Annotated in this window: 23 protein-coding genes; all 23 read left to right on the top strand. The window is 38.6% G+C overall.

What is annotated here, in order from left to right; genetic code table 11:
- The first annotated feature begins 381 nt into the window (after positions 1–381).
- The 23 genes from F4V44_RS22275 to F4V44_RS22165 all read left to right on the top strand — a co-directional run bounded on the left by F4V44_RS22275 (position 382) and on the right by F4V44_RS22165 (position 23,210).
- Entirely contained in the window at positions 382–1,131 is a 750-nt protein-coding gene (locus F4V44_RS22275; RefSeq protein ID WP_150442213.1) for an SAF domain-containing protein, read from the top strand.
- Between the two features lie 85 nt (positions 1,132–1,216).
- Complete coding sequence (locus tag F4V44_RS22270; protein ID WP_150442212.1) at positions 1,217–2,368, top strand: AAA family ATPase; 1,152 nt, start codon at positions 1,217–1,219, stop codon at positions 2,366–2,368.
- Between the two features lie 12 nt (positions 2,369–2,380).
- Positions 2,381–3,730 (top strand): CpaF family protein, encoded by a 1,350-nt coding sequence (locus F4V44_RS22265; RefSeq protein WP_150442211.1) that lies wholly within the window; start codon positions 2,381–2,383, stop codon positions 3,728–3,730.
- On the top strand, positions 3,727–4,653 hold the full coding sequence (locus tag F4V44_RS22260) for a type II secretion system F family protein (protein WP_150442210.1): 927 nt from the start codon (positions 3,727–3,729) through the stop codon (positions 4,651–4,653). Before F4V44_RS22265 ends, F4V44_RS22260 begins: the two co-directional genes overlap by 4 nt.
- Before the next feature lie 4 nt (positions 4,654–4,657).
- Positions 4,658–5,590, top strand: a complete 933-nt coding sequence (locus F4V44_RS22255; RefSeq protein ID WP_150442209.1) for a type II secretion system F family protein — start codon at positions 4,658–4,660, stop codon at positions 5,588–5,590.
- Between the two features lie 22 nt (positions 5,591–5,612).
- Positions 5,613–5,819 (top strand): hypothetical protein, encoded by a 207-nt coding sequence (locus F4V44_RS22250; protein WP_150442208.1) that lies wholly within the window; start codon positions 5,613–5,615, stop codon positions 5,817–5,819.
- 47 nt (positions 5,820–5,866) lie between these two features.
- A complete protein-coding gene (locus tag F4V44_RS22245) occupies positions 5,867–7,249 on the top strand; it encodes a vWA domain-containing protein (protein WP_150442207.1) in 1,383 nt (460 codons plus the stop codon).
- An 18-nt stretch (positions 7,250–7,267) separates the two neighbouring features.
- Positions 7,268–8,821 (top strand): ICP22 family protein, encoded by a 1,554-nt coding sequence (locus F4V44_RS22240; protein WP_150442206.1) that lies wholly within the window; start codon positions 7,268–7,270, stop codon positions 8,819–8,821.
- Positions 8,811–9,398 (top strand): hypothetical protein, encoded by a 588-nt coding sequence (locus F4V44_RS22235; RefSeq protein WP_150442205.1) that lies wholly within the window; start codon positions 8,811–8,813, stop codon positions 9,396–9,398. The genes F4V44_RS22240 and F4V44_RS22235 overlap by 11 nt, the downstream gene beginning before the upstream one ends.
- 235 nt (positions 9,399–9,633) lie before the next feature.
- Positions 9,634–10,011 carry a hypothetical protein gene (locus F4V44_RS22230; RefSeq protein WP_150442204.1) on the top strand — a complete coding sequence of 126 codons (378 nt, stop codon included), beginning with the start codon at positions 9,634–9,636 and terminating at the stop codon, positions 10,009–10,011.
- Complete coding sequence (locus F4V44_RS22225) at positions 10,004–10,663, top strand: hypothetical protein (protein WP_150442203.1); 660 nt, start codon at positions 10,004–10,006, stop codon at positions 10,661–10,663. Before F4V44_RS22230 ends, F4V44_RS22225 begins: the two co-directional genes overlap by 8 nt.
- Entirely contained in the window at positions 10,653–11,117 is a 465-nt protein-coding gene (locus F4V44_RS22220) for a DUF4234 domain-containing protein (RefSeq protein WP_150442202.1), read from the top strand. The genes F4V44_RS22225 and F4V44_RS22220 overlap by 11 nt, the downstream gene beginning before the upstream one ends.
- Complete coding sequence (locus F4V44_RS22215; protein WP_223882004.1) at positions 11,083–11,487, top strand: pilus assembly protein; 405 nt, start codon at positions 11,083–11,085, stop codon at positions 11,485–11,487. Before F4V44_RS22220 ends, F4V44_RS22215 begins: the two co-directional genes overlap by 35 nt.
- Entirely contained in the window at positions 11,484–12,155 is a 672-nt protein-coding gene (locus F4V44_RS22210) for a pilus assembly protein TadG-related protein (RefSeq protein ID WP_150442201.1), read from the top strand. The genes F4V44_RS22215 and F4V44_RS22210 overlap by 4 nt, the downstream gene beginning before the upstream one ends.
- 150 nt (positions 12,156–12,305) lie before the next feature.
- Positions 12,306–13,481: a 3D domain-containing protein gene (locus F4V44_RS22205; RefSeq protein ID WP_150442200.1), complete on the top strand. Its 1,176-nt coding sequence runs from the start codon at positions 12,306–12,308 to the stop codon at positions 13,479–13,481.
- Between the two features lie 553 nt (positions 13,482–14,034).
- Complete coding sequence (locus F4V44_RS22200) at positions 14,035–14,835, top strand: alpha/beta fold hydrolase (protein ID WP_150442199.1); 801 nt, start codon at positions 14,035–14,037, stop codon at positions 14,833–14,835.
- 23 nt (positions 14,836–14,858) lie between these two features.
- Positions 14,859–15,647: an IclR family transcriptional regulator gene (locus F4V44_RS22195; RefSeq protein WP_150442198.1), complete on the top strand. Its 789-nt coding sequence runs from the start codon at positions 14,859–14,861 to the stop codon at positions 15,645–15,647.
- Positions 15,648–16,008: 361 nt separating this feature from the next.
- Positions 16,009–17,286 (top strand): MFS transporter, encoded by a 1,278-nt coding sequence (locus F4V44_RS22190; RefSeq protein ID WP_150442197.1) that lies wholly within the window; start codon positions 16,009–16,011, stop codon positions 17,284–17,286.
- A gap of 249 nt (positions 17,287–17,535) precedes the next feature.
- Positions 17,536–18,072 (top strand): cupin domain-containing protein, encoded by a 537-nt coding sequence (locus F4V44_RS22185; protein ID WP_150442196.1) that lies wholly within the window; start codon positions 17,536–17,538, stop codon positions 18,070–18,072.
- A gap of 64 nt (positions 18,073–18,136) precedes the next feature.
- Positions 18,137–19,060 (top strand): VOC family protein, encoded by a 924-nt coding sequence (locus F4V44_RS22180; protein WP_150442195.1) that lies wholly within the window; start codon positions 18,137–18,139, stop codon positions 19,058–19,060.
- A 37-nt stretch (positions 19,061–19,097) separates the two neighbouring features.
- A complete protein-coding gene (locus tag F4V44_RS22175; RefSeq protein ID WP_150442194.1) occupies positions 19,098–19,889 on the top strand; it encodes an SDR family oxidoreductase in 792 nt (263 codons plus the stop codon).
- Between the two features lie 124 nt (positions 19,890–20,013).
- Positions 20,014–21,702: a thiamine pyrophosphate-binding protein gene (locus tag F4V44_RS22170; protein WP_150442193.1), complete on the top strand. Its 1,689-nt coding sequence runs from the start codon at positions 20,014–20,016 to the stop codon at positions 21,700–21,702.
- A gap of 62 nt (positions 21,703–21,764) precedes the next feature.
- On the top strand, positions 21,765–23,210 hold the full coding sequence (locus tag F4V44_RS22165) for an aldehyde dehydrogenase family protein (RefSeq protein ID WP_150442192.1): 1,446 nt from the start codon (positions 21,765–21,767) through the stop codon (positions 23,208–23,210).
- Positions 23,211–23,215: the final 5 nt, after the last annotated feature.

Genomic DNA, 23,215 nt, shown 5'->3' with positions numbered 1-23,215 from the left:
ATTCCCTTCCATACTGCTCTTTGTATAAAAACAGTGATATTTTACTATAATTTTTAAATATTATAAAAAATCTCACTAGCATACAAAAAATATTTTTTAAATAAAATAGTTTATTCCTATAAAGATACCATTCTTTATGCCTAGATAAATATCTTGATTTAAAGGTTTTGTATGAAAAAAGGATTAGAATGTTTTATGCTGCCTTTTAAGGGAATTTGACTAAGAGCTTAGGCGAGTGTTAGATATAAATAAGTTAGCACTATAAATATAGTGAAAATGTATTTTGCAATAGCGTATTCAATATTAAGGATATTTAAACGCAAATTATATACGAGCAGTACCGTTCAAACTAAATAACTACCTTAGGAGAGAAGATACAGGATGTTAGAGTCAAAAAGAAGAGCGGCCATATTTTTAATTCTTGCCTTTCTTTTAGCAGCAGCGGCAGGGTTTTTAGTATTTCAAAAGGTAAAGGATCTGAATGCTGAATTAGGCGGAATGACGAAAATCTATGTTGCGAAGGGAGAGATTCCTGCAAGAACACTCATTCAGGAGAACCAGATAACGACGATGGAGATTCCCAATAAATTCTTGAATGATGCACATATTACAGAAAAAGAAAAACTTATTAATAACGTTTCAGTTGTACCGTTAGCGGAAGACGAGATTATTACAAAGAATATGCTGAAGCCATTATCAGGCTTACGGAATGAAAATAATCGTTTAGTAGTTATATATCCTTCTGAAAAAGTTGAATTTGATCAAGTAGTTTCTGCCTTAGATCGGGTTGATATTATTGTTTCTACTGAAAATAATGGACAGCCCAAAACGGAAATCTTCATGAGAGATGTACCGGTAGCGTGGGCAAAAGGAAAAAAAGCAGAGGATTTTGCTGGCGCTGGTCTTGAACTAAGTATTGATGATGCAGCCAAGTTAATTCATGTACAAAACTATGCTGATAAGGTACGAATTCTAAAAGCAAATGTAGGAAAAGAAGATGCATTAGAACCTGCAGCGGAACAACAGCCGCCTGCTGTAATCGAACAACCGGCAGCTCCGGCTGAAGCACCTGCTGCACCAGAAAGTCCGGATGAAGCTGCTGTACAGCTTGAAGTAGCGCCTGTTCAATAAGCAAGCAAAACATCCTTGATGGTTTGTTTTCAACTTTTACACAGAAAAGAAAAATTTATCTCACATCATGATAAAGAGGGATACTATGGAGTCAAGTCTTAAAATCTTATTAGTTAGTGACGATGAAGTCATACACAATCAAATTTTAAATAGTATTTCAGGCGGTTATTCCGTGCAACTTGTACAAACAGATGATGTTGTTCGTGAAGTGAATCGGGATATTCAGGATATCGTGATTTTTGTTCAGCCTGAAAAGGACGTAGCAGTAGAAAGTATTCAATATATTAAATCTGTAAGCCCTGCTACCTTAATTATCTATATATCAAAGGGCTCCGATTTTACTCAGCTGAGAAATATCACAAAAGCGGGAGCGACAGAATTTTTTGTCTATCCGGAGGAGCATTCCTTGTTTATCAGCAGGGTTCCTGCTATTTTTCAAAACTATGAAAATAATAAGCTAAAAAAAGATCAATCACCACAATCGTTTACAAAAGGCAGAGGGCAAATCTTTACTCTTTTCAGCGGAAACGGAGGCAGTGGGAAATCTAGCCTTGCTGCAACGCTTGCTCAAACGCTTAAGGTCGAAACAACGGCAGAAGTCATTTTAATTGATTTGAACCTTCAATTTGGCGGCATTGAGACCATTTTATCGATTGAATCCAATCGTTCGATTGCCGATTTAACACCTGTCATTAATGAATTAAATGAGGGCCATATACGAAACGTAGCTCAAAAAATTGATACTTCAAAGCTTGATGTGCTCATAAGTCCCTGCGATGCAGAGGTGGCCGAAAACATCACAGAGGAGTTTATTGCGAAGCTGCTTCGAACATGCAGGAGAAGCTTTGATTTTGTGATTGTTGATTTACCCTCCTATATCAATCACCATGTCGTGACTGCTCTGGAAGAGTCTGACCGTATTTTCTATATCCTAACACCTGATACACCATCACTTAAGGTGTTAAAGCAATTTGAAGAACTTGCAGTCAGACTGGGAATTGAACTTCCTTCGAAAACTTCAATCATTTTAAACAAAATAGGAAAAGAGAATGAAATTCAAGAAAAAGATGTGAAGCATGTCTTGAGATTTCCAATGGCAGCTACTGTCCGTTTGGACCATAAAGGATTACAGCCGTATATCAACAAAGGGGAACCAATACGAAAGATGGCAAAGGAAAGAAGGCTGATTCCATTTGCAAAAGATGTGAAAAAATGGGGCCTTTCTGTACTGAATTAGGGGGATTAGCACATGGCATCCTTATTTGATAAACGAAAAGAAAAAGTCAGCACGCCGAAGCTGCAATCCTATCAATATGAAAACCATTTGGTAGATGATTTGGTAGAGCATTATAAAGCAAGACTTTTGCGGGACACGAATTTAGAGGCTTTAACAAAGCTGTCTCAAGGTGAAATGAGACTGAGTATTGAACAGTATGTCAGCCAATTTATGGCTGAGGAAAAGGTTATTATCTCCCGTCATGATAAAGAAATATTAATTTCTCGTATTCTAGATGAATCGGTCGGCTATGGGCCGCTAGAGCCTTTAATCAATGATCCTTCCATCACAGAGGTGTTGGTGAATGGTTTTAATGAAGTATATGTTGAGCGATTTGGAAAGCTTGAATTAGCAGATATAACCTTTCGGGATGATGAACATGTCAGACATATCGTGGACCGGATTGTGGCACCAATCGGACGTAGAATTGATGAAAGTTCACCAATGGTTGATGCGCGCTTACCAGATGGAAGCCGTGTAAACGCAGTGATACCGCCGATAAGCTTAAATGGTACCCTCCTTTCGATTCGAAAGTTTCGGAAGGATCCTTTTAAAATGGAGGACCTGATCCAGTTTCAGTCGCTTAGCTCTGCAATGGGTGAGTTTCTTGATGGGATTGTAAAAGCGAAAATGAATACGCTCATTTCGGGTGGAACAGGAAGCGGGAAAACAACTATTTTGAATGTATTGGCTGCCTCCATCCCTTACGGGGAGAGGGTCGTCACAATAGAAGATTCAGCAGAGCTGCGACTAAATCGTCCGAATGTTGCCGGACTAGAAGCAAGGCCGGCAAACGTCGAAGGACGAGGGGAAGTTTCCATTAGACAGCTTGTAAAAAATGCTCTTCGTATGAGACCGGATCGAATCATTGTCGGTGAGGTTCGAAGCGGCGAGGCCTTTGATATGCTTCAGGCCATGAATACAGGCCATGAAGGATCGTTAACCACTGTCCATGCCAACTCGCCGGATGATGCGCTGCGCCGTGTTGAAGCAATGGTGGTCATGGCAGGTATGGAGTTGCCAAGTCATATTGTCAGGGAATATATTGTCGGCGCACTTGACATTATTATTCAAGCAACTCGATTAACGGACGGGACTAGAAAGATTGTCTCCGTTTCAGAGGTAGTCAAGAGAGACGACGGCTCACATGATGTGAAGGAAATTTTTTATTTTAAAAGAACGGCTATGAATGCGGACGGAACCATTACCGGGTATTTTACTCCTACAGGGTATATCCCGAAGTGCCTGGAAAAATTAAAGGTTTTTGGGATTTCTATCCCTGAGCATACGTTCACCCCTTTGCATGAGGAGGTGTACCAATGATCCTATTCATCGTTTCTACATTCGCTTTTTTCTCTTTAATTATTTCCCTTTATTATTTATTAGGCTTTCGGAAAGAAAAACGGGAGTGGAGAAAAACCCTTTATGATTTCTATCATGACGGCAAAAAGCGAAAAAGTGTCATTGTTCTATTAGGAGATCGATTTGATCGTACAGAATATGCTGCTCCTATCTATGAAAAATTACGAAGTGCAAACATTCCCTTTACACCCTCTGAGTATATTGGTGCGCTTTTTGTTTCCTATATGGGTATTATCATTTTTTTACAAAACTTCTTTAATATCAAATTTCCAATTAATCTACTAATTGCTGGTTTGGTTTTAGAGGGAGCCAAGCGTATAATCTTCATTCTGCGAAAAAGCTTAGTAAAGCAGCGGATGATTGAACAGCTGCCGGAAATATGCAGACTGCTGGCAAATGCAACTCGCTCGGGAATGACATTGACGCAGGGGATTAATTTAGTCGCTCAGGAAGTAAACGAGCCGGCAAGAGGAGAATTTAAACGACTTGCACAGGAAATTGCTCTAGGGATTGATTTTAATAAAGCCTTAAAGTCAATGGAGAAAAGAATCACGAGCAAGGAGTTTCAACTATTTGTGGCCACCTTAGTGATTCAGAAAAAGGCAGGCGGGAATTTATATTCAGTGCTGGATGAAATGGGGCAGACATTGGAAGAAAGAAAAATATTACAGCAGGAAATTAAAACGATGACCGCGGAACAAAGGTATGTGGCTTATATTGTTCCGGTTATTCCAATCTTTCTCGTCTTAATGATGAATAACGTAATTGATGGCTTTTTAGACCCTTTATTTTCCGGGCTAGGAATTATCCTTCTCATCCTTTTCCTTGCTGGAACAGTGCTGACCTTTATTCTTGTTAGAAAAGTAACAAATATAAGGGTGTGAAAACATGGATGGAATCGTTGTAATTGTTGTTTGTTTATGTCTTTTGTTTCTAGCCCTTTCACTCAGAAGCTATTATAAGTATTTCATTTTAAAGCAGGAATTGAAGGAAGAGATAAAGGAAAAGGCATATGTCTACAATGCTTTTGAAAAAAGAGAAACAAGAAGAGAGAAAATCATCTCAAAAATACTAGAATATGCTGATGATTTTTCCGTTATCGGGCAGCGAATCAACTTTTTTAGTGAAAATCATGAGATAAAGAAAAAGTTAATGCAGGCGGGATTTCCATATAACCTAACGCTGGAAAGGTTTCAAGGTTTAAAAATGTTCCTTCTAATTGTTGGATTTATCCTCGGGGGAATTTCATTGATATTAAGATTTCCATATGCAGAAGTAGCTGTCATTCTATATCCGGTTGCCGGTTATATGGGAGCCATTCTTTGGCTTAATAGAAAGGCAAAACAGCGCCAGGAGGAATTGTCATTCCAGCTTCCTGATTTCCTCGATACGATGAGTGTTACGCTGCAAGCGGGAGTGGGATTAGATCAAGCTTTACGAGATATTGTTCCTTATTTTGAAGGGCCGATTAAAGACGAATTTGGTCGATTTATTCAAGAAACAGATGTTGGTGTACCTAGAGGAAATGCCTATCAGTCACTCCTAGAACGGAATGAAAGCAAGGAATTTCAAATGTTAATCAAATCCCTCATTCAAGGAGAACGCTTGGGAGTTCCAATATCGAGAACCTTTAAGCTTCAGGCCGAAGAGATGAGAAAGATAAAAAAGGAAAAAATTAAAGAGCAGGCAGCAAAAGCCTCTCCAAAGGTAACGTTAATTACCACCTTTATCGTTATGCCATCCGCTCTTCTTCTCATCGGAGGCCTAATGGCTATCAATATGTTTAAAGACAATAGTGGGTTATTTAATTTATTTAAATAAAAAAACAAAGGGAGAGAAAACAATGAAATCTTTATTAATTAAAGCTTGGCTGAAAGTGACAGAACCTGTAAAAAACGAAAAGGGAGCGCAATCATTGGAATGGCTTGGTTTGGCGGCTCTCTTGATCCTAGTGTTGGGAATTATTTCTACGGCCGTAGAAGGACAAAAAGATGGCATTGGGGATGTCATTGAAAAAATCATTACGAAAATAACAGGAATGGTAGGGTAATTAAAAAAGGGGCATTATGCCCTTTTTTCGTAAGAAAGGAGGAACGAATGAAAAGTTTTTCTAAGTTATTGCTGCTTATAAGTATTTTTCTATTCATCTCTGCCTGTAGCAATGATGAGCAGTCTGCTGAGGGAAATGAAAAAGGACAGACAGCAGAACAAACGAATCAAAAGGAAAATGATAAAGAAAAAGAATCAGGGCAGAAGGCTGAGGAAGATACGATTGAAGTTGAACCTCTTCCGACCACATATGAAGAGCTAGCAAAGCTTCCAGTTGGTAAGTTGGTTGATTTTAATCCGGAGATTGCCGAGCCAGAAAAGACACTGGAAGCTTTCAAGGGCCTGCCTGATATTTTAGATAATCCTTCGAAACAAGAATTGGATTATTTTTACCGTGAATTACTAAAGCTTGTTCAGGATGAGTTTAAGGGTCCTGAGAACTTGATGAAGGAAATGCGGTTCCAGGCAATAGGAAGCCCTGATATGGAAGATTCACGTTATCAGTTTAAAGAAAACCTAAACGTTGAGATTATACTAGATGCTTCAGGAAGTATGGCTCAATCGATCGACGGTAAGACAAAAATGGAAATTGCTAAAGAAACAATTACAGACTTTGTCAGCGAGCTGCCTGAGGGTGCGAAGGTAGGGCTTCGTGTTTATGGTCATACAGGAAGTAATGCCGATAGTGATATGAAGCTTTCCTGCAGCAGAAGTGACGTTGTCTATCCTATTTCACCAATGGACGGTGCTCCATTCCAAACTGCACTAGATTCTGTTCAGCCTACTGGTTGGACACCGACTGGACTTGCCCTTCGTGAGGCTAAAAAGGATTTAGAAGCATTTGATGGACAAAACAATACAAATATAGTTTATCTCGTTAGTGATGGAGTATCGACGTGTAACGATGACCCGGTTCAGGCTGCCAAGGAGCTATATAGTTCCAATATTTCACCGATTGTGAATGTGATTGGCTTTGATGTAAATGCAGAAGGACAAAATGAGTTAATTGAAATTGCGGATGCTACAGATGGCATCTATCAAAAGGTAAATGATGAAAGTGAATTAAAAAAAGAGTTTGATAAGATTTCAGATTTAGCCCAAACATGGAAGGACTGGAAGGAAAAGAATACGCAGGCACTTGAACGTAAGAAAGTTCAAAACGAGCTGGATATTTTTGGCTATATAACAGAAGAAGGGGCAAATGCAACGTTCGAAGGCACTGAAATTGGCTTAATCCTATTTATTTTCAAGGAAAATGGAAAGATGGATGTGGAGTCTTATCGTTATTTAGATAAAGTTAATGATGAGTACCATGATTGGATTAATTCAGAAGTTGAAAAGTTCGAGGCAGAGTTAAAGAGCCTTAATAACAGCAGTTATGCTGAGGCAATAAAAGCATTAGAAGAAAAGTACCAGCAAAATACTCAATAAGCGAGGTGAGTAAATCCATTGTGTCAACGTGTATGGAATAAAATAGCAGCATTATCGTTGATTGCTATTTTGCTATTTTGGAATGTGTTCCCTGTTGTTACGTATGCGGCAGGTGAATTTATAAAACCAGGAAAAGCGATTACTCCCGGAAAAAGCTTTGAGCCTGGTCGAGCGATTCAAGGCGGGCAGTTTATAGCCCCAGGGCAGGTGTACGAACCTGGTGAGGCCTATGATCCGGGAAAGGCTGCTGTTTCAGGTCAGCCCATTCTGCCACAGTCGCCTTTAAACAATGGAGTGTTCCTCATTCCAAATGCTACTCCACCGTTGCCAGGTTCATTATTGTGGCAGCTGAATGGTATGGACCAGGGAAATGCTCTGCAGGGGGGAAATCCTGTTAACGGAGGAAATAGCGATTATAACGGCAACGGTCCAGACGGAGGACAAGCTATTGATACCGGAAAAGGTCCGAATGGGGGGCAAGCAGCCGATGCTGGTGAAGGTCTGAATGGGGGAAAAACGGCTGATACTGGTGAAGGTCCGAATGGCGGAAAGGCAGCAGATACCGGTGATGGCCCAGACGGAGGAAAGGCGACAGAGTCCGGTGAAGGACCGGATGGCGGCAAAGCAACAGATGCTGGTGACGCTCCTGACGGAGGAGAAGCGGCAGAGGAAAAAACACCATCTCTTCTAAATACGCTTATCAAAACGACAGACGGTGAACGAGGCTGGTTCAGCCATATGACAGGTGTTTTTGATGACTTTAAAACCTATGGTCTTGGATTTATAAATCGGGATGTTGCTGGTGCGGCACTGTCTATGATGGCAGGCTTTAAAATTGAAAAGATTGCCGGGACGAACGACGGCTATAGGGTAACGGGAAATAAAAACTCGAAATTATTTGATAGTCTTTACCAGCGATATAAGAGCTATGATGTCAATGGCAGTGATCGGTCGCTTGGAAATCATACAAAACGCATTAAAGAGAAAACCTATAATGCCTTTTTACAAAGTAAAGGTCTAAAACCTAAAGATATGAAGTTAACAACCTTTATGGCTAACTCGTTTAAATCAGATGTGTTTGATGGCTGGAGCCCGCTCTCGAAAAAAGCTTTTACATCCCTTAGCAGTTGGAAGGATGGCAGTGCCTTCAACAAAGCGTTTGTTTCCAAGAGCAATATGATAAAAATGAACGGCCCGCTCAATTATGCGATGGCGGCAGCGGGGACGCTTTGGGATTATAGTCCAAAAGGGAAAAATAATAAACAGGGTTATGCTTCATCAGACTTTTTCGCAGATTTATCGACTGAAGTGGCCATTGGTGTAGGTACAACTGCTGCAGGGAGTGTCCTATCAAGTATGACTGCCGGAGCATTGGCAGGTTCAGTTGTTCCTGGATTAGGAACGGTTGCAGGTGCTGCCGTAGGGCTATTTACCGGATTAGGGGCAGCAGTAATCATAAATCGAACAAGTGTAGGAAAAAGTATAAAGAATGGGATTAGGAGTGGATTCAAATTTGTCTACAGCAAAATTGGCAAGGGCTTGGGAAAGGTAGGAGAGCTTTTTGGAGGGTGAACAAAGGTTTAAGTTTTTCGAAGGCAACGGACTTGCTGTATTAATCGGTCCCTTTGTGTTTGGCCTTTTCGGCAGCGCGATTCCTGATTGGTCCTTTCGTATCTTTTTATTAAACATGCTTATTACGATTTTTTCGGTTGGTTTAGCAAGATACTGGTATCAAACGGTGGAAAATACAATCAGATATAACTCCTTAACAAGCTTTATCATGCTGATTACGATGGGATTGTTCCTTACTGAACCCATCCTTCGAATGTCTTTTGGCACGATGGTGTTCTGGCCATTCGTGTTGCTGTATGTATTGATCATTGGCTATTCATTGTATAAAAGAGAAATGATTTTCCAGGCTTTTCATGAGCCTGGAAAATCTAAAATTGCCTTTGGTGCGTATCTTTTTGTCTTCATTCTAATCATCATCAGTGCTTTTTCATTTCGAAATGGCCAGGAATTAATCCTTATGCAGCTGTTAGATGATCATGAAGGGGTATTCTTTTTTACGTTTCTTATGTATCTTGGTGGATTGTTTTTGTCATTTCTTTCGTTTGCTCTTCTAAAAAAGCCAGAAGACATAAAGTGAAACTTCCATCAGTGGGGGTTTTCTTCCTCCCCCACTGATGGTTAGTTGAGGCCCACAGGATGTGGGTCACACAGACGTTGCCACAACTGTGGCGTTCTTAGTCTGTGATTCCGCGAATGGACCTTTACGGGCAGTTAATCCCTCACCTATCTTCTTTTGTATCCTTAGAATCTTGAGGTGGGGGTCTTACTGCCCGTTAAGAGTGGGATAAAATAAAGAGATATCGGGGGAAAACATGTTTCAATTTATGGGGTTATTAAAAACAATGGGGGTAGTGATATTTACTTTTATTGCTACTTCCTTCTTATTGGGATTTTTTAATATAAATAATGTCGCCTTTACGGTAACGGTCTTATATGTCGTCTGTTATATTCTTACGGGAGTTTTGTCACCAATATGGAACCCTGAAACTCCATATATAGCCAGTTATCTTGCCAGCCTGACATTAACGGTATTGAATTTACTCTTTGCCGTAACTGTACTGGATATTATGGTGTTTGCTGACCCGATGGATATTAACAGGGGACTCGCGCGAAATACACTAGTGTCGCTTTTTGTAACGTTCGTATGGGTGAAAATAGTGAAATGGAAACAGGAGAAAGAACATGGTTAGGGATATAAGTGATATTTTTAATAGAAATATAGTTACGATACTATTATTCAATCTTGTATTGGTCATTCCTATTAGCTTTTTTATTTTTACAGCCATTCAATATTTTTATATGGTTGATACAGTAGAAATGGATAATCTAATTGCACTCTTTTTAATCATAATTAATTTTACAGCATTATTTCCGCCCTTTTTCTACCTGGCCTCACAGGATTTGCAGGATCAACCTTGTAAATTTATCGATATGGTAAAAGTGTTCTTTCGGAATTTTGGCTATATGTCCTTCATTACCATCCTCTTTTTTATGACGGGTGCACTTGGTTCCTTCTTTCTTTTTATCCCAACTGTATTATCGATGATTGTCATCTTTCTCATTCCTTTATTTACTGATAAAAATAACATGCGTGATGCCTTTAAAGGAATATGGAATGTCATGAAAAAGGAACACATTTTAATTTTATTAGATATTTTTATTGTACTGTCATTAAATTTGTTAGTCTGGTCTGGCTCACTTTATTTATTAGCAGGCTTTGAAAATAATAGTTTGGTATATATAACCATTCGTGCGTTGTTAAATGCACTATGTTTTCCACTTATTTATTTTTATTTAACGATTAAATATCGAGATGATTTGGGTGAAGTGTATGGAAAGTAAGGTAATGGAACGAAGGTTTAAACATGTACATGTAGCTGTTGTCATTCTCTTAACAATTGTAACGTTAGGGGTTTACCTTGGGTATTGGTTTTTAAAAGAGCGTCATACTTTAAAAGAATGGGAGAAAGGAAGCCTCATTCCGATGAAATTATGGTGGCTATTTACCATCCTGCTTGGGCTTTCTTTTATCTATCATTTTATCGGGTCAATCCTATTTACTCCTTATGGGAATGCTATATTTACTTCGTTTGACGTGATTATGTCATTTTATTTTCTTGGGCTGCTGTATTATTCTGTATTTAGAATGAAGGATATCCTTCAAGAGGTTTACGAAGATGTTACGTTCAGCCCATGGCTTTTGGTTTTATTTCATGTTTGGTACCTTCAATTTAAAATGAATCGATTGGAGGGGAGCGGGAATGACAGGCAGGATGTTAAGAAAGCACTTGCGTAGTGAAAAAGGTGCAATCAGCTTTGAATTTCTTGGTATTTTGCCTTTCTTTTTCATGTTTTTTCTTCTGCTTTGGCAGGTTGTCGGGACAGGGTATGCAATTTTTACGGCCAAAACAGCTGTCAATGATGCTGCCAAAACGTTTGCGGCAACGAATGATTTATATGATTCGATTGAAGCAGCGAAAGAGACATTAGGCAGCAGCTCAGTGATTAAATATAGAAATCTCGTCCCGCAGTATTCTGCAAATGGTGACTTCACATTAGTACTATATACGGATCACTATTTAACCTTTCTTCCGGATAAATGGAAGCAAAAGGCTGCGATAGATATCGAGCAGGAAGCACATGGCAAGGTGCTGCTTTCACCATGAAGTTTGTCAAAAACGAGAACGGGAATGCAGCCATCTTTATGCTGTGGCTGCTGGGAATTGTAGCAATTATTTTTGTGATTATCGTTAATATTATAAAAGTCTACGTTGTCAAAGAGCAGGCTAATCTCGCTGTTGAGCAGGCGGCACTGGCCGGTACGGCTGTTTTATTGGAAAAAACAAAAGAGGCTGTGAATGAATTTGATACACGACCTACTGTAGACCCGCTATATTTAGCGGATAGAGAGGTTCAGAAATTAACCGACTCAGGCAAGAGTGTTGAAATGTTAATCGAAGAAGAGACAGAGAAATATTTAGCTAGAGGGATGGACGAAGGAGATGCCTATATAAAAGCAGCAAACAAAATTCTGCCTTCAAGGGTCAACGGCCATCCCTTTTTAAAAAAAGAATTGAAGAGAAGTCTTGGTTTATCCAGTTCGGATGCGGCTTATCTGTTTTCCTCGGCCGTCCTCAAGACGATTGATGAGAACGAAGCAAAAACGGAAAAGACAGAAATTGAACTTTCGAGAGAAGATTGGCGGGTCGAGGTAAAATCGGTTGTTCAATTTGAAACGATTTCTGATCAAAAATTCATTGCATCCTTTTTAAGCGAAATTCCACAAAAAGGTTATGGCCCAACCCTTGCCTATCTGGAAAATGTTTATGATTAGTTTAAATAACGACATCAATTCAGTGAAAATATTACACTTTGCCGTCAATTTTTCAGCTATCTTAAACAATTGACTCGAGAATGTAATATTCCTGTAATCAAAAGACCCCTTTTCTTATGTTATAAATAATAGTAAGAAAGGGGTTGTCTTATGCGTTTCTTTAAAAAAGTCGTTGCCGCATCATTAACAAGTATTATCTTGCTTTCGACAACGATTATGGCAAATGCAGAAACAAGTCAATTACATAACAGTGAGGCTCAATTACAGGAGAATGCAAAATTAATCGAGCAAAAACAAGCTGAAAAGGAAAGCCTTCTAACAGAGGTTAATAATCTTCAAAGTGAATTACAAACGTTAGAGAATGATATTTCAAATAATAAAAAAGAAATGACTAATATAGAACAAAAAATTTCTGAAATAAAACAAATTATTGAACAGAAAAAAGAAGAAATTGTTGTATTAGAAGATAAAGTGCTGGCACGAAAAGGGGTTATGGAAGAACGCCTTGTTTCATTGCAGCATAATGACAAAGCAAGCCTTGTAATTGAAATACTAGTAAACTCTGAAAATCTTACAGAGCTTGTCCAACGTGCGACAGCAGTAACAACTATTTTAAATGCAGATAAAAGTTTACTTGAGCAGCAGCAAAGTGATTTGAAGAAAATTGAAGAAGAGAAAGCTGCTATCGACCAACAAGAGCAGCTGTTACAAGAGCAATATGCAACACTTGCGTCTAATCACGCTCTTTTAGAAGGAAATATGCAAAAAAGACAGGCGATTTTGACAACGGTACAAGAAAAGTATAATTCAGTTGTCAGTGCCATCAAGCTTGCTGAAGAAGAGAATGCCGCTATACAAGCAAGGATAAATGAAGCGCAGGCAAGGTTAGCAAAGGAACAACAGGAAGCAGCAGCAAGAGCAACGGCTATTACACAGCATGCTGAAGCACAACAACCAGCGCCTAATACAGCTGCAACGAATAATAGTAATGGTACAAAAGCCAATACAAATAGCAATACAAATAGCAATACAAGCAGCGGGAAAGAGCTTTACGTTTCAGCCACTGCCTATAGTCATGAAAGTTCTGCAACAGGGCTTACTGCAACAGGCATTAATGTCAGACAAAATCCTAACATGAAGTTAATAGCTGTTGACCCTTCTGTCATTCCATTAGGATCAAGAGTGTGGGTAGAAGGCTATGGTGAGGCTATTGCAGGTGACACCGGCGGAGCGATTAAAGGACATAAAATTGATGTACTGATGCCATCCACTGCTGCCTGCATCGCATGGGGCCGTAAAACGGTAAAGATAGTCATCTTAGATTAATAAAGACAAGGCTTGAATCACAGTACGAATCGGTATTGTGGTTCAGGTCTTTTTATTTTTTATATGATTACCTGCAATGGATCATTTAAAATAATATAACCGACATTAATTGAGTTACAGGAAATGGATATCGTTTTAAAATAACAGGAGAAGATACTGTTGTGACTTGGGACGTAAACAATAAAGATGATACTTCTGATTATTCTCTTACTCTTTAATACAGCATAAAAAGACTATCGAATTTTGGAATTAAAACTAAATCAGATCCATACTAGAAGAGCAATTGGATTTAACTTTACTAGTACTGGTTTTAGTGCTGGTGAATTTGATGTACGGAATGATTGGATAAAATCTTGCAAGTGTTCAATGAGTTTATGATTACAATGGAAACTAAGGGTTTTTTCTAGGGGAAAATATCTACATTGATTAATACATACATTTTGTTAAAAATTCCAAAAATTTAATTAACTAAATGAACATTTTAACTGGATGTGCTGTTATAATAAATTAAAACTATGTTTTGTATTAAAAACGATTAAGGGGATGTATGAAAATGCCATTTACTCAAGTTGAGGACTTATTGATCCATTATGAAATTGCAGGAAAGGGGGATCCCATTGTATTTTTACATGGATTGTCTAATAATTCACAGTCATGGAGAAAGCAGTTGGATGGATTAAAAGACCATTTTACTGTGATTGCATGGGATGCACCAGGATATGGGCAAAGTTCAAATCCAAAAGAAGAATTTCGTGAATTTTCCCAGTTTGCAGATGTGTTGCATGGGTTTATTAAACAGCTCCAATATGATTCTGTTTACCTAGTAGGACATTCAATGGGTTCTTGTATTGCGGTCGATTTTACCGTTCGATATCCTTCTATGGTGAAATCATTAATTCTGGCAGATGCAACAAGGGGAAGTGCTGCCTTAAGCAAGGAAGAAAATGAAAAAAGACTTCAAAATCGTCTTCAATCCATAGAGAATTTAGATCCAAAGGAAATGGCTGCAAAACGAATTGATGCTCTATTAGGCTATCATCCTCAAGAAGATATAAAGAAAGAAGCGGAGCGTATTATGGGGCAAGTTAGACTTGCAGGATATCGCGCTGTCTCTTATTCACTTTATCATGTTAATCAAATGGAAACAATGACCAAAATAGCTGTACCAACTTTAGTTATTTGTGGAGAAGAAGATCGTGTAACACCTGTAAGTGAATCACAGGTTTTTCATGAAAGAATAGCTAATTCCCAAATGGTTACTATACCTAAAACTGGCCATTTATGTTATCAAGAAGACTCTGTTTCCTTCAATGAATATGTAGCTCAATTTTTTAAACAACCACAACTAAAATAAAAAAGTTATGGAGGATCTATTAAATGGCAACTGGAGAAAAGAATCGCTATAATGCGAACGCATTAGAAAGAGGTTTGGAAATTCTAACGTTATTTAACGAGAAAGAAAAGACATTATCATTAGCTGAGATTGCCAGCAAACTTGGTGTAAGTAGAACCATGCCTTATCGATTATTGTACACGCTTCAATCTTTAGGATACCTTCATCAGAATGAACAAACGAAACGATATGAATTGACACCGAAAGTATTGGAACTAGGATTTTCTTATTTAAGCACAGTAAAACTTCCGGAAATTTCTCAACCATATTTAGACAGTATTCGTGATGAATTAGATGAATTTGGAGTATCATGCCATCTTTCCATTTTAGATGGTCGGGATGTTGTATATATTGCAAGCGCATCGGCAAGAGGAATTGCAGCTATTAATGTTAATATTGGATTAAGGCTGCCCGCTCATGCTACCGCAAATGGGAAACTATTACTTGCCTATCAAAAAAAAGAAAAGTTAAATCAAATTTATTACCAGTCTGAACTGGATCCTCTGACAGAAAGGACCTATACGTCATTGGCAGATTTAGAGCAAGAACTTCAAGTGATCCATCAGAATGGGTATGCCATTTCAAAAGGTGAATTGTATAAGGGAATTCAGTCGATTGCTGCACCAATCTTTGATCGAAGCGGGGAAATTTTCGCTTCAATCAATGTTGTCACTACAAATACGACCTTTAATGATCATGCAATTGAAACAATTGTACTTCCGAAACTACTCGATACTGCTAAAAAGCTGACTAGTTTTATGGGGTATTGTTAGTTTTAGAATTGAAGCAGAAGTTGATGGCCCAAAAGGTTTAAGGCAACTTAATTTTATCTATATCCAGTAATAATTTACTTAAAGTGATACTAGATAGTGTAATGCGTTGCCTTATACATTTACTTTGGGACAGCTCCTTCTGTTATTTTTTTGCTCTCTATTACATGAAAATAAAAATTTTTTAGAATATTTAAATTAAATATATTGACTGGATTTTAAATTGATTTTACAATTTAAATGTATTGAAAACTTTGTTTTGTATATGAAACAAATTAAGTCTAAAAGGGAAGGAGTATACATTAAAAATACTTATCAATACTTATCAATAAGTGAGTCATAAAACGGTAAATCAAAGGAGAGAATGCAATTGAAAAATAATAAAAGATGGTTATATATTGCCGTTCCAATTTTTTTCTTTTGGTTTTTTGGACAAATTGACAAATTGGGGATTTCGGTTATTCAAACTGACCCAGAATTTCTTGCGAATTTAGGTCTAACTGGTGATGATAAAAATGCCAAGATAGGGCTCATTACCTTTATTTTCACTATTTCTTATGCAGTTTCAAATATTTTTTGGGGAGTTATTATTGATAAACTCGGAGCAAGGAAAACAGCGATTATGGGACTTCTTGTATGGACAGCAACCATGATTTTGGGAGCGTTCTCAACCTCATACGGAATGTTTTTAATTAGTCGTATTATTTTGGGGTTAGGCGAAGGAATGATGATGCCTGTATCAAGTAAGTTTATTGCAAATTGGTTCCATAAACGGGAATTAGGCCGTGCGCAGTCTTCTTGGTTAGTTGGAAACTATTTAGGACCAGCTCTAGGTACAATTATCCTTGTGACAGTCCTTGCAACATTCCACTGGCAAGGTGCATTTTATGCTCTAGCAGCATTTAACTTATTTATTAACATTCCATTATTCTTTTTCTTGACGCGTGATAAGCCAGAAGAACATCCTCGTTTAAGTAAAGAAGAATTAGCCTATATCCGAAGTAACGATGGAGAAACAAAACCGGATCAAAAGTTTGCACAAGATTTTCGCTATTGGATTACATGGTTTGGAATGTTAATGTCCGCATTTCTTTTCTTTGGAATTAGTATTTGGCTGCCTACTTATTTAGTAGAGGCTAAGGGATTTGAGAGAGAAGTGATGACTGGAATTACATCCCTATCCTGGTTATTTGCTTTAGGGTTTGTCTTATTTTGCGGGTTTTTCACAGATAAAACAGGACGCCCTGGTTTACTGGCAATGATATTATTTGGATTAACAGCCACATTTCTAACCATCGCGATGATTACACAAAACCCAATAATTGCAGGGGTTAGCATGGGATTAGCTATGGGATGTCAAGGTGGTGTATTCCAGCTTAGCAACATGTTTGTCGTTAAGTTTTCAACTCCTGAAACTGCTGGCCGAGCAGCTGGATTAATGGGTTTTACAAATATAATGGGAGGTTTCTCAAGCTATATTATGGGATTTATGAGGGATCTATCAGGTGGTAGCTTCACATCATCTCTAATTATGCTAATTTCAGCTGCCGTACTAGGCTTTATCGCTTATACGTTCACACTCAAGAAAGAAGCAAGAGAACTAAAGGAAAAAAGCTTAGATACTCAAGAGGTTACGGCATAGTGACCTTTTTGAGTTTTTGCAAATTAAGGTAAATAAAACGCGCTAGTAATTGATTAAATTATCTAAACATTCTGTATTGACAAAACAAATAACCGATACTAAAATGAGGTTATAAATTAAAACATTGTTTTGTATTTAAAACAATTAAAATAAAACAATGTTTTATATATAAAACATGAGGGGTTTAACAATCATCTAGAGACTACCTAAATTTAGATATGTTCACAAATAAAAGGAGGATGTTTTATTATGGCAAAAGAAAAATTTTCGATTGAGGAATTTGAGCAAAAATATGTGGCTAGATTGGAAACGCGAAAGTTAGATTGGAATGTATTAAAATTCCAAGAAGAAATTGATCCTTCATATAAAAGAGCACAAATGAGATATATCGGTCGTGGAGCTACAGCAAATGCGGATAAAAATACAATCCAAGCAGATCATTTTACATTAAGCACGATGGTATTACCGCCAGGATGCGTAGGACCTCTTCATTTACATGATGATGTTGAAGAAGTGTTCTTTATCTTAAGAGGGCAGGTAAAAGCGCTTATCCAGCCGGAAGAGGGCGGAGAGGTTTATGAGATTCCATTAAATGAAAGAGATTGTATCTCAAGCCCTCCTGGAGTATATCGCGGAATTAAAAATGACGGTGATGTTGAAGCATTAATGCTAGTGATGTTAGGAGCACCAAAACCTAACCTGCCAACATATCCAATCGGAAGTGAATTAGAAGAGTTACGTATAGAACGTGCAAAGGAAAGAGAAGCAATTCTTAAAGGTGAATAATTGGCAAGAAATTACGGGGGCTCCATCAATCGGGGCCTTCGGAATCTAAAAAGGAGGTTATCAAATGTTAGGGATTACTCATTTACGACATATCGGATTAATTTGTCCGGATATTGAGGAGCAAGCAAGCTTTTATGAAAATGTCTGGGGATTAGATCGGGTTCCGGAAACAGAAGGTGATACAGTTTATTTTCGTGGAGCAGGATCTGAACATCATATTTTAAGTGTCCATCCAGGAGAAAGGCGCGGGTTGCACCATATTGCTTTTGGAATGGTTGATAAAAATGCAGTAGACCGGGCAGCAGAAATTCTTGTTTCTAAAGGTGTTCGAATCATTCAAGATCCTGATTATCTAGATGAGGCTGGAAAAGGTTATGGTCTTCGATTTTTAGATCCGGAAAACCGCTGTATTGAATTATCAGCGTGGGTTGAAACAAATATCCAGGAATGGAAAAAGAAAAATGTAGATCCAATTAAGTTAAATCACGTGGTAATGAATACAACAGATCTTGATATGATTACGGATTTTTATACAAATGTTGTAGGTTTTAAGGTGACAGATTGGAGCGAACATCAAATGGTTTTCTTGCGCTGCAATAAGAAGCACCATTCACTTGCATTCAATCAAGACATCCATGCTTCTGTAAACCATATTGCATATGAAGTGAATTCCGTTGATGAGCTTATGCGCGGGATTAGTAATGTAAGAAAAGCAGGATACCAAGAAATTTGGGGACCCGGTCGCCATGGTCCAGGAAACAATATCTTCTGCTATTTCCAAGATCCATCCGGATTTGTTATGGAATATACATGCTATCTTGAAACTATTGAAGATGAAGCGGAATGGAAAGCTAGAGTTTGGAAACGTGTACCACATTTAATGGATCAATGGGGAATTGCAGGTCCTCCGAAACCAGAAACTAGAAAGAAAATGCAAGGAGAAGCAGATTCTGGCTGGGCTAGTGAGTTAGTCTCATCTCCAAAGTAAATGCTTGATTACTAGTTTATAAGGAGAGGAACAATCGATGGACTTAGGGTTAAAGGGAAAAGTGGCAGTTATTATGGGAGGAACTTCCGGGGTAGGTTTGAAAACGGCTGAAATGTTTTTGCAAGAAGGAGCAAAAGTGGCAGTCTGCGGCCGAAATGAAGACCGAATGAAAAAAGCATACGAACATCTTTTAGCATTTGGGCCAGAGAATGACATCTTTGCTTCAACTTGTGATGTGATTAATAAACATGATGTTACAGCATTTATAGATGAAACAGCAGAGAAGTTTGGCAGAATTGATATTTTAGTCAATGCTGCAGGTCAAAGTGTGATGGGTTACTTCTTCGATATTACGGATGAACAATGGGAGCAGCAAATCCAATTAAAGTATTTTGCCATTATTTACGCAGTACGCGCTGTTTATCCTTATTTGAAAAAACAGGGTGGCGGAAGAATTATCAATATTAATGCGACTTTGGCAAAAGAGCCAGAACGACATATGGTCGCTACCGCTGCCACAAGGGCTGGGTTAATGAATTTAAGTAAAACGCTTTCACAAGAATTAGCACCAGATAATATATTAGTAAATTCAGTAAGCCTTGGACTAATACGTACAGATCAATGGGAAAGACGTAGGAAACTAAATGCACCAGATATAGACCCTGAAGAATATTATGCAGATCTTGCCCAAAAAAGAAACATCCCGTTAGGAAGAGTCGGGGAACCTGAAGAGGTAGCGGGGGCCATTTTATTCCTTGCTTCCAAGCAGGCAAGCTATGTTTCGGGTACAACAATTGAAACAGCAGGTGCGCTAGGCAAGGCTCTGTAACCCACAAGGATGAATAGTATGAAAGAGGATCCAGTTCACAATTATTCATTCAACTGCGGTCCTCTATATAAATAGGAAACTAGAAATCAGCTAAACAAAAATACATTAAAGGTAGGAACAAAATATGACACAACAAGCGGTTATGGAATATACAACAGCAGATGCAGTTGTACAAGAACTTGTCCGTGCTGGCGTGGAAGTGGCTTTCGGTATTGTCAGTATTCATAATATGCCAATCTATGATGCAATTCTTCGTGAAGGAAGCATCCACCTTGTTTGCTCTCGTGGCGAAAGCGGTGCCGCAAATATGGCAGATGGATATGCACGCGCGACTGGTAAATTAGGTGTAGTGATTACGAGTACAGGAACAGGTGCAGGGAACGCTGCAGGTTCATTAGTAGAAGCATGGGCAGCAGGAGTACCAGTTCTTCATTTAACAGGTGAAGTTGCATCTACACATTTAGGTACAGGAAAAGGATATATTCATGAATGTAAAGATCAGTTATCCATGATGGAAGGGGCAAGCAAAAAGGCGATCCGTTTAAGAAATCCAGACCAGACATCTGCAGTTGTAAGACATGCGATTCAAGAAGCATTGACAGCTCCAGCAGGACCAGTCACATTGGAAATCCCCATCGATTTTCAATCTGCGATTATTTCCGGCAATCCAGTAGAAGAATCAATTATAGTATCTCCTGAAAATAATACTACTCTTAATCTTCCCGAAGAAGTGTTTAAAAAAGTTCAAAATGCCCGCCGGCCGGTCATTTGGGCAGGTGGAGGTGTTATTTCTTCAGGAGCATCGAAAGAAGTTCAGCAATTGGCAGAAATGATTGGTGCAGCCGTTGTAACAAGTCAATCTGGTAAAGGCTCTATTCCTGAAGATCACCCGCAATGCATCGGGCACTTTGCTTCATATGGCTTAACAAAGCAGCTAATAGAATCGTCTGATTTACTGATTTCAATTGGAATTCGCTTCCGTAGTAATGAAACGTCAAACTGGAAAGTACAAGCACCAGTTGAACATATTTCAATTGATACGGATTATCATGCCGTAAATCGTAATTATCCTGCTTCTTTATCATTAGTTGGCGATGCAAAACAAATTTTAAAAGGAATGGTTGATAGCTTATTAAATCATTCTCTCAAACCGGATCCTGCTTATTTAGATGAAGTTGAATCAGTTCGCAATGAATTACGTACAGAACTACGCAAAACACTTGGACCTTACGAACAAATTCTAGATGGAATGAGAAGTGTTTTGCCAAAGGGTACCATATTAGTTCGTGATGTAACCGTACAGGCAAATGTATGGGGCAGCCGGTTATTTGAAATTTATGAACCAAGAACTTCCATACACGCATCTGGCGGCGGAATTGGTCAAGGATTACCTACAGCGATTGGGGCACAAATGGGTAGAAAAGATACACCTGTTGTCTTAATGGCAGGTGATGGTGGATTTATGGTGAATGTTGGAGAAATGTCAACAGCAGCGCAAGAAAATCTTCCTATCATTATTGTATTATTCGATGACGCAGGTTATGGCGTTTTACGAAATATCCAAGATGCAGCATACGGAAGACAGGTTGCGGTCGACCTATTAAGTCCAGATTTTGTTTTACTAGCACAATCAATGGGATTTGAGGCAGCTCGAATTGGATCAGGTGAAGAATTCACGGCTGAATTAGAAAAAGCATTAGACAGTCGTAAACCTTCGATGATTGTCGTTGATATGAAGGCGGTAGGTCCAATGGCTAAACCATTTGGGGGACCACCGGGAGCTGCAGAGGCATTTAAACCAAAAAAATTATAAAGTTGACATCCACTGGTGGGGGAGATATATACCCACCGGATGGTCTAAGGAGTGAAATGTAAGTGATTACAACAGAACCGAATATTTCAGGTAAGTTTTTAATAAAAGGAATTTGGATTGAAGCGCAGCAAACAGCGAACGTCATTAACCCAGCAAATATCAATGAAGTGGTAGGGCGTGTAGCACTCTGTACAGAGCAAGAAGTGAAAGATAGCATTGAATCAGCGGAAAATGCCTATCAAACTTGGAAACTAACATCCCTTGAAGATCGTGCAAACCGAATGATTGCTGCAGCAGAAGAATTGCAAAAAATCGTTGAAGAAAATGTATCCCTATATGTTCGGGAAAATGGAAAACCATTAGTCGAGGCAAAAAAAGATTTATTACGCTGTGTTGATATTATGAAGCAAGGGGCAGAAGAATTATTTATTTGGTCAGCGTCAGAGTCCTTACCAGGTGCACAAAAGGTAATGGTTCGTAAACGGCCAAGAGGAGTAGCAGCAATCATTATGCCCTGGAATTCACCTCTCATCTTGACATTTAAACGTGTCGTTCCAGCCATCCTTACGGGTAACACAGTTGTTGTGAAACCAGCCACTAATTGTCCATTGGCTCTTATGACATTTTTACAAGTTGTTTCTTCTTATTTTCCAGCAGGCGTAATTAATGTGGTTACAGGTTCAGGGGCTTTAATTGGGGATATCCTTTGTACAGACCCGCGTATTCGCACAGTAGCGTTTGTCGGAAGTACGGAAACTGGAAAAGACATCATCAGAAAATCAGCTAGTACAGTGAAAAAAATGTATATGGAACTTGGTGGGAATGATCCAGCCATCATTCTAGAAGATGCCGTAATGGATGAGCAGGCAATCACGAAATTAAGAATGGGGATTTTAAAAGCAGCGGGTCAAGTATGCTCGGCTATTAAAAGAGTGTATGTACATGAATCTCGTTATGATGAAGTTGTAAGCAAGCTAACGAAAGAATTTCAACATATTTATGTAGGGAATGGAATCCAACCTGATGCGATGATGGGGCCATTAAATAATAAGAAACAATTCGAATATGTGTCTGGATTAATCGAAAGAGCAAAAGCTTCTGGTGCACAAGTTAATACGGTTGGGATTAAATTAGATCCCGAAACTTGGGACCAAGGTTATTTCATGCTTCCTTCAATTGTAACAGGTGTGAATCAACAAAGCGAAATTGTACGTGAAGAACAATTTGGACCGGTTATCCCGATTCTTCCGTTTAAAACAGTAGAGGAAGTCATCGAGATGGCAAATGATACAGAGTATGGTCTAAGAGCTTCTGTTTGGACAGAAAACGAAGAACTAGCTGTTTCTCTGGCTGACCGCTTAGAAGCTGGAGCTGTATTCCATAATAACCATACTATTTTCCAAGATCTTCACCTTGATTTCCCAGGGGCAAAAGAAAGTGGATTATCTCGTGAAACAAGGCATTGTGGTATGGAGTATTTTTCCGATTCATATGGTTTTGCCAATTAAGAAGG

Source organism: Niallia endozanthoxylica, assembly GCF_008710145.1.
Taxonomy (GTDB): Bacteria; Bacillota; Bacilli; order Bacillales; family Cytobacillaceae; genus Bacillus_BD; species Bacillus_BD endozanthoxylica.
This window is presented reverse-complemented; position numbering and strand designations above follow the sequence as displayed.

What these genes read in the sequence shown, in the direction of transcription:
- F4V44_RS22275 (WP_150442213.1), top strand. Translation starts at nt 382, where the DNA reads ATGTTAGAGTCAAAAAGAAGAGCGGCCATATTTTTAATTCTTGCCTTT.
- F4V44_RS22270 (WP_150442212.1), top strand. Translation starts at nt 1,217, where the DNA reads ATGGAGTCAAGTCTTAAAATCTTATTAGTTAGTGACGATGAAGTCATA.
- F4V44_RS22265 (WP_150442211.1), top strand. Translation starts at nt 2,381, where the DNA reads ATGGCATCCTTATTTGATAAACGAAAAGAAAAAGTCAGCACGCCGAAG.
- F4V44_RS22260 (WP_150442210.1), top strand. Translation starts at nt 3,727, where the DNA reads ATGATCCTATTCATCGTTTCTACATTCGCTTTTTTCTCTTTAATTATT.
- F4V44_RS22255 (WP_150442209.1), top strand. Translation starts at nt 4,658, where the DNA reads ATGGATGGAATCGTTGTAATTGTTGTTTGTTTATGTCTTTTGTTTCTA.
- F4V44_RS22250 (WP_150442208.1), top strand. Translation starts at nt 5,613, where the DNA reads ATGAAATCTTTATTAATTAAAGCTTGGCTGAAAGTGACAGAACCTGTA.
- F4V44_RS22245 (WP_150442207.1), top strand. Translation starts at nt 5,867, where the DNA reads ATGAAAAGTTTTTCTAAGTTATTGCTGCTTATAAGTATTTTTCTATTC.
- F4V44_RS22230 (WP_150442204.1), top strand. Translation starts at nt 9,634, where the DNA reads ATGTTTCAATTTATGGGGTTATTAAAAACAATGGGGGTAGTGATATTT.
- F4V44_RS22225 (WP_150442203.1), top strand. Translation starts at nt 10,004, where the DNA reads ATGGTTAGGGATATAAGTGATATTTTTAATAGAAATATAGTTACGATA.
- F4V44_RS22220 (WP_150442202.1), top strand. Translation starts at nt 10,653, where the DNA reads ATGGAAAGTAAGGTAATGGAACGAAGGTTTAAACATGTACATGTAGCT.
- F4V44_RS22215 (WP_223882004.1), top strand. Translation starts at nt 11,083, where the DNA reads ATGACAGGCAGGATGTTAAGAAAGCACTTGCGTAGTGAAAAAGGTGCA.
- F4V44_RS22210 (WP_150442201.1), top strand. Translation starts at nt 11,484, where the DNA reads ATGAAGTTTGTCAAAAACGAGAACGGGAATGCAGCCATCTTTATGCTG.
- F4V44_RS22205 (WP_150442200.1), top strand. Translation starts at nt 12,306, where the DNA reads ATGCGTTTCTTTAAAAAAGTCGTTGCCGCATCATTAACAAGTATTATC.
- F4V44_RS22200 (WP_150442199.1), top strand. Translation starts at nt 14,035, where the DNA reads ATGCCATTTACTCAAGTTGAGGACTTATTGATCCATTATGAAATTGCA.
- F4V44_RS22195 (WP_150442198.1), top strand. Translation starts at nt 14,859, where the DNA reads ATGGCAACTGGAGAAAAGAATCGCTATAATGCGAACGCATTAGAAAGA.
- F4V44_RS22190 (WP_150442197.1), top strand. Translation starts at nt 16,009, where the DNA reads ATGCAATTGAAAAATAATAAAAGATGGTTATATATTGCCGTTCCAATT.
- F4V44_RS22185 (WP_150442196.1), top strand. Translation starts at nt 17,536, where the DNA reads ATGGCAAAAGAAAAATTTTCGATTGAGGAATTTGAGCAAAAATATGTG.
- F4V44_RS22180 (WP_150442195.1), top strand. Translation starts at nt 18,137, where the DNA reads ATGTTAGGGATTACTCATTTACGACATATCGGATTAATTTGTCCGGAT.
- F4V44_RS22175 (WP_150442194.1), top strand. Translation starts at nt 19,098, where the DNA reads ATGGACTTAGGGTTAAAGGGAAAAGTGGCAGTTATTATGGGAGGAACT.
- F4V44_RS22170 (WP_150442193.1), top strand. Translation starts at nt 20,014, where the DNA reads ATGACACAACAAGCGGTTATGGAATATACAACAGCAGATGCAGTTGTA.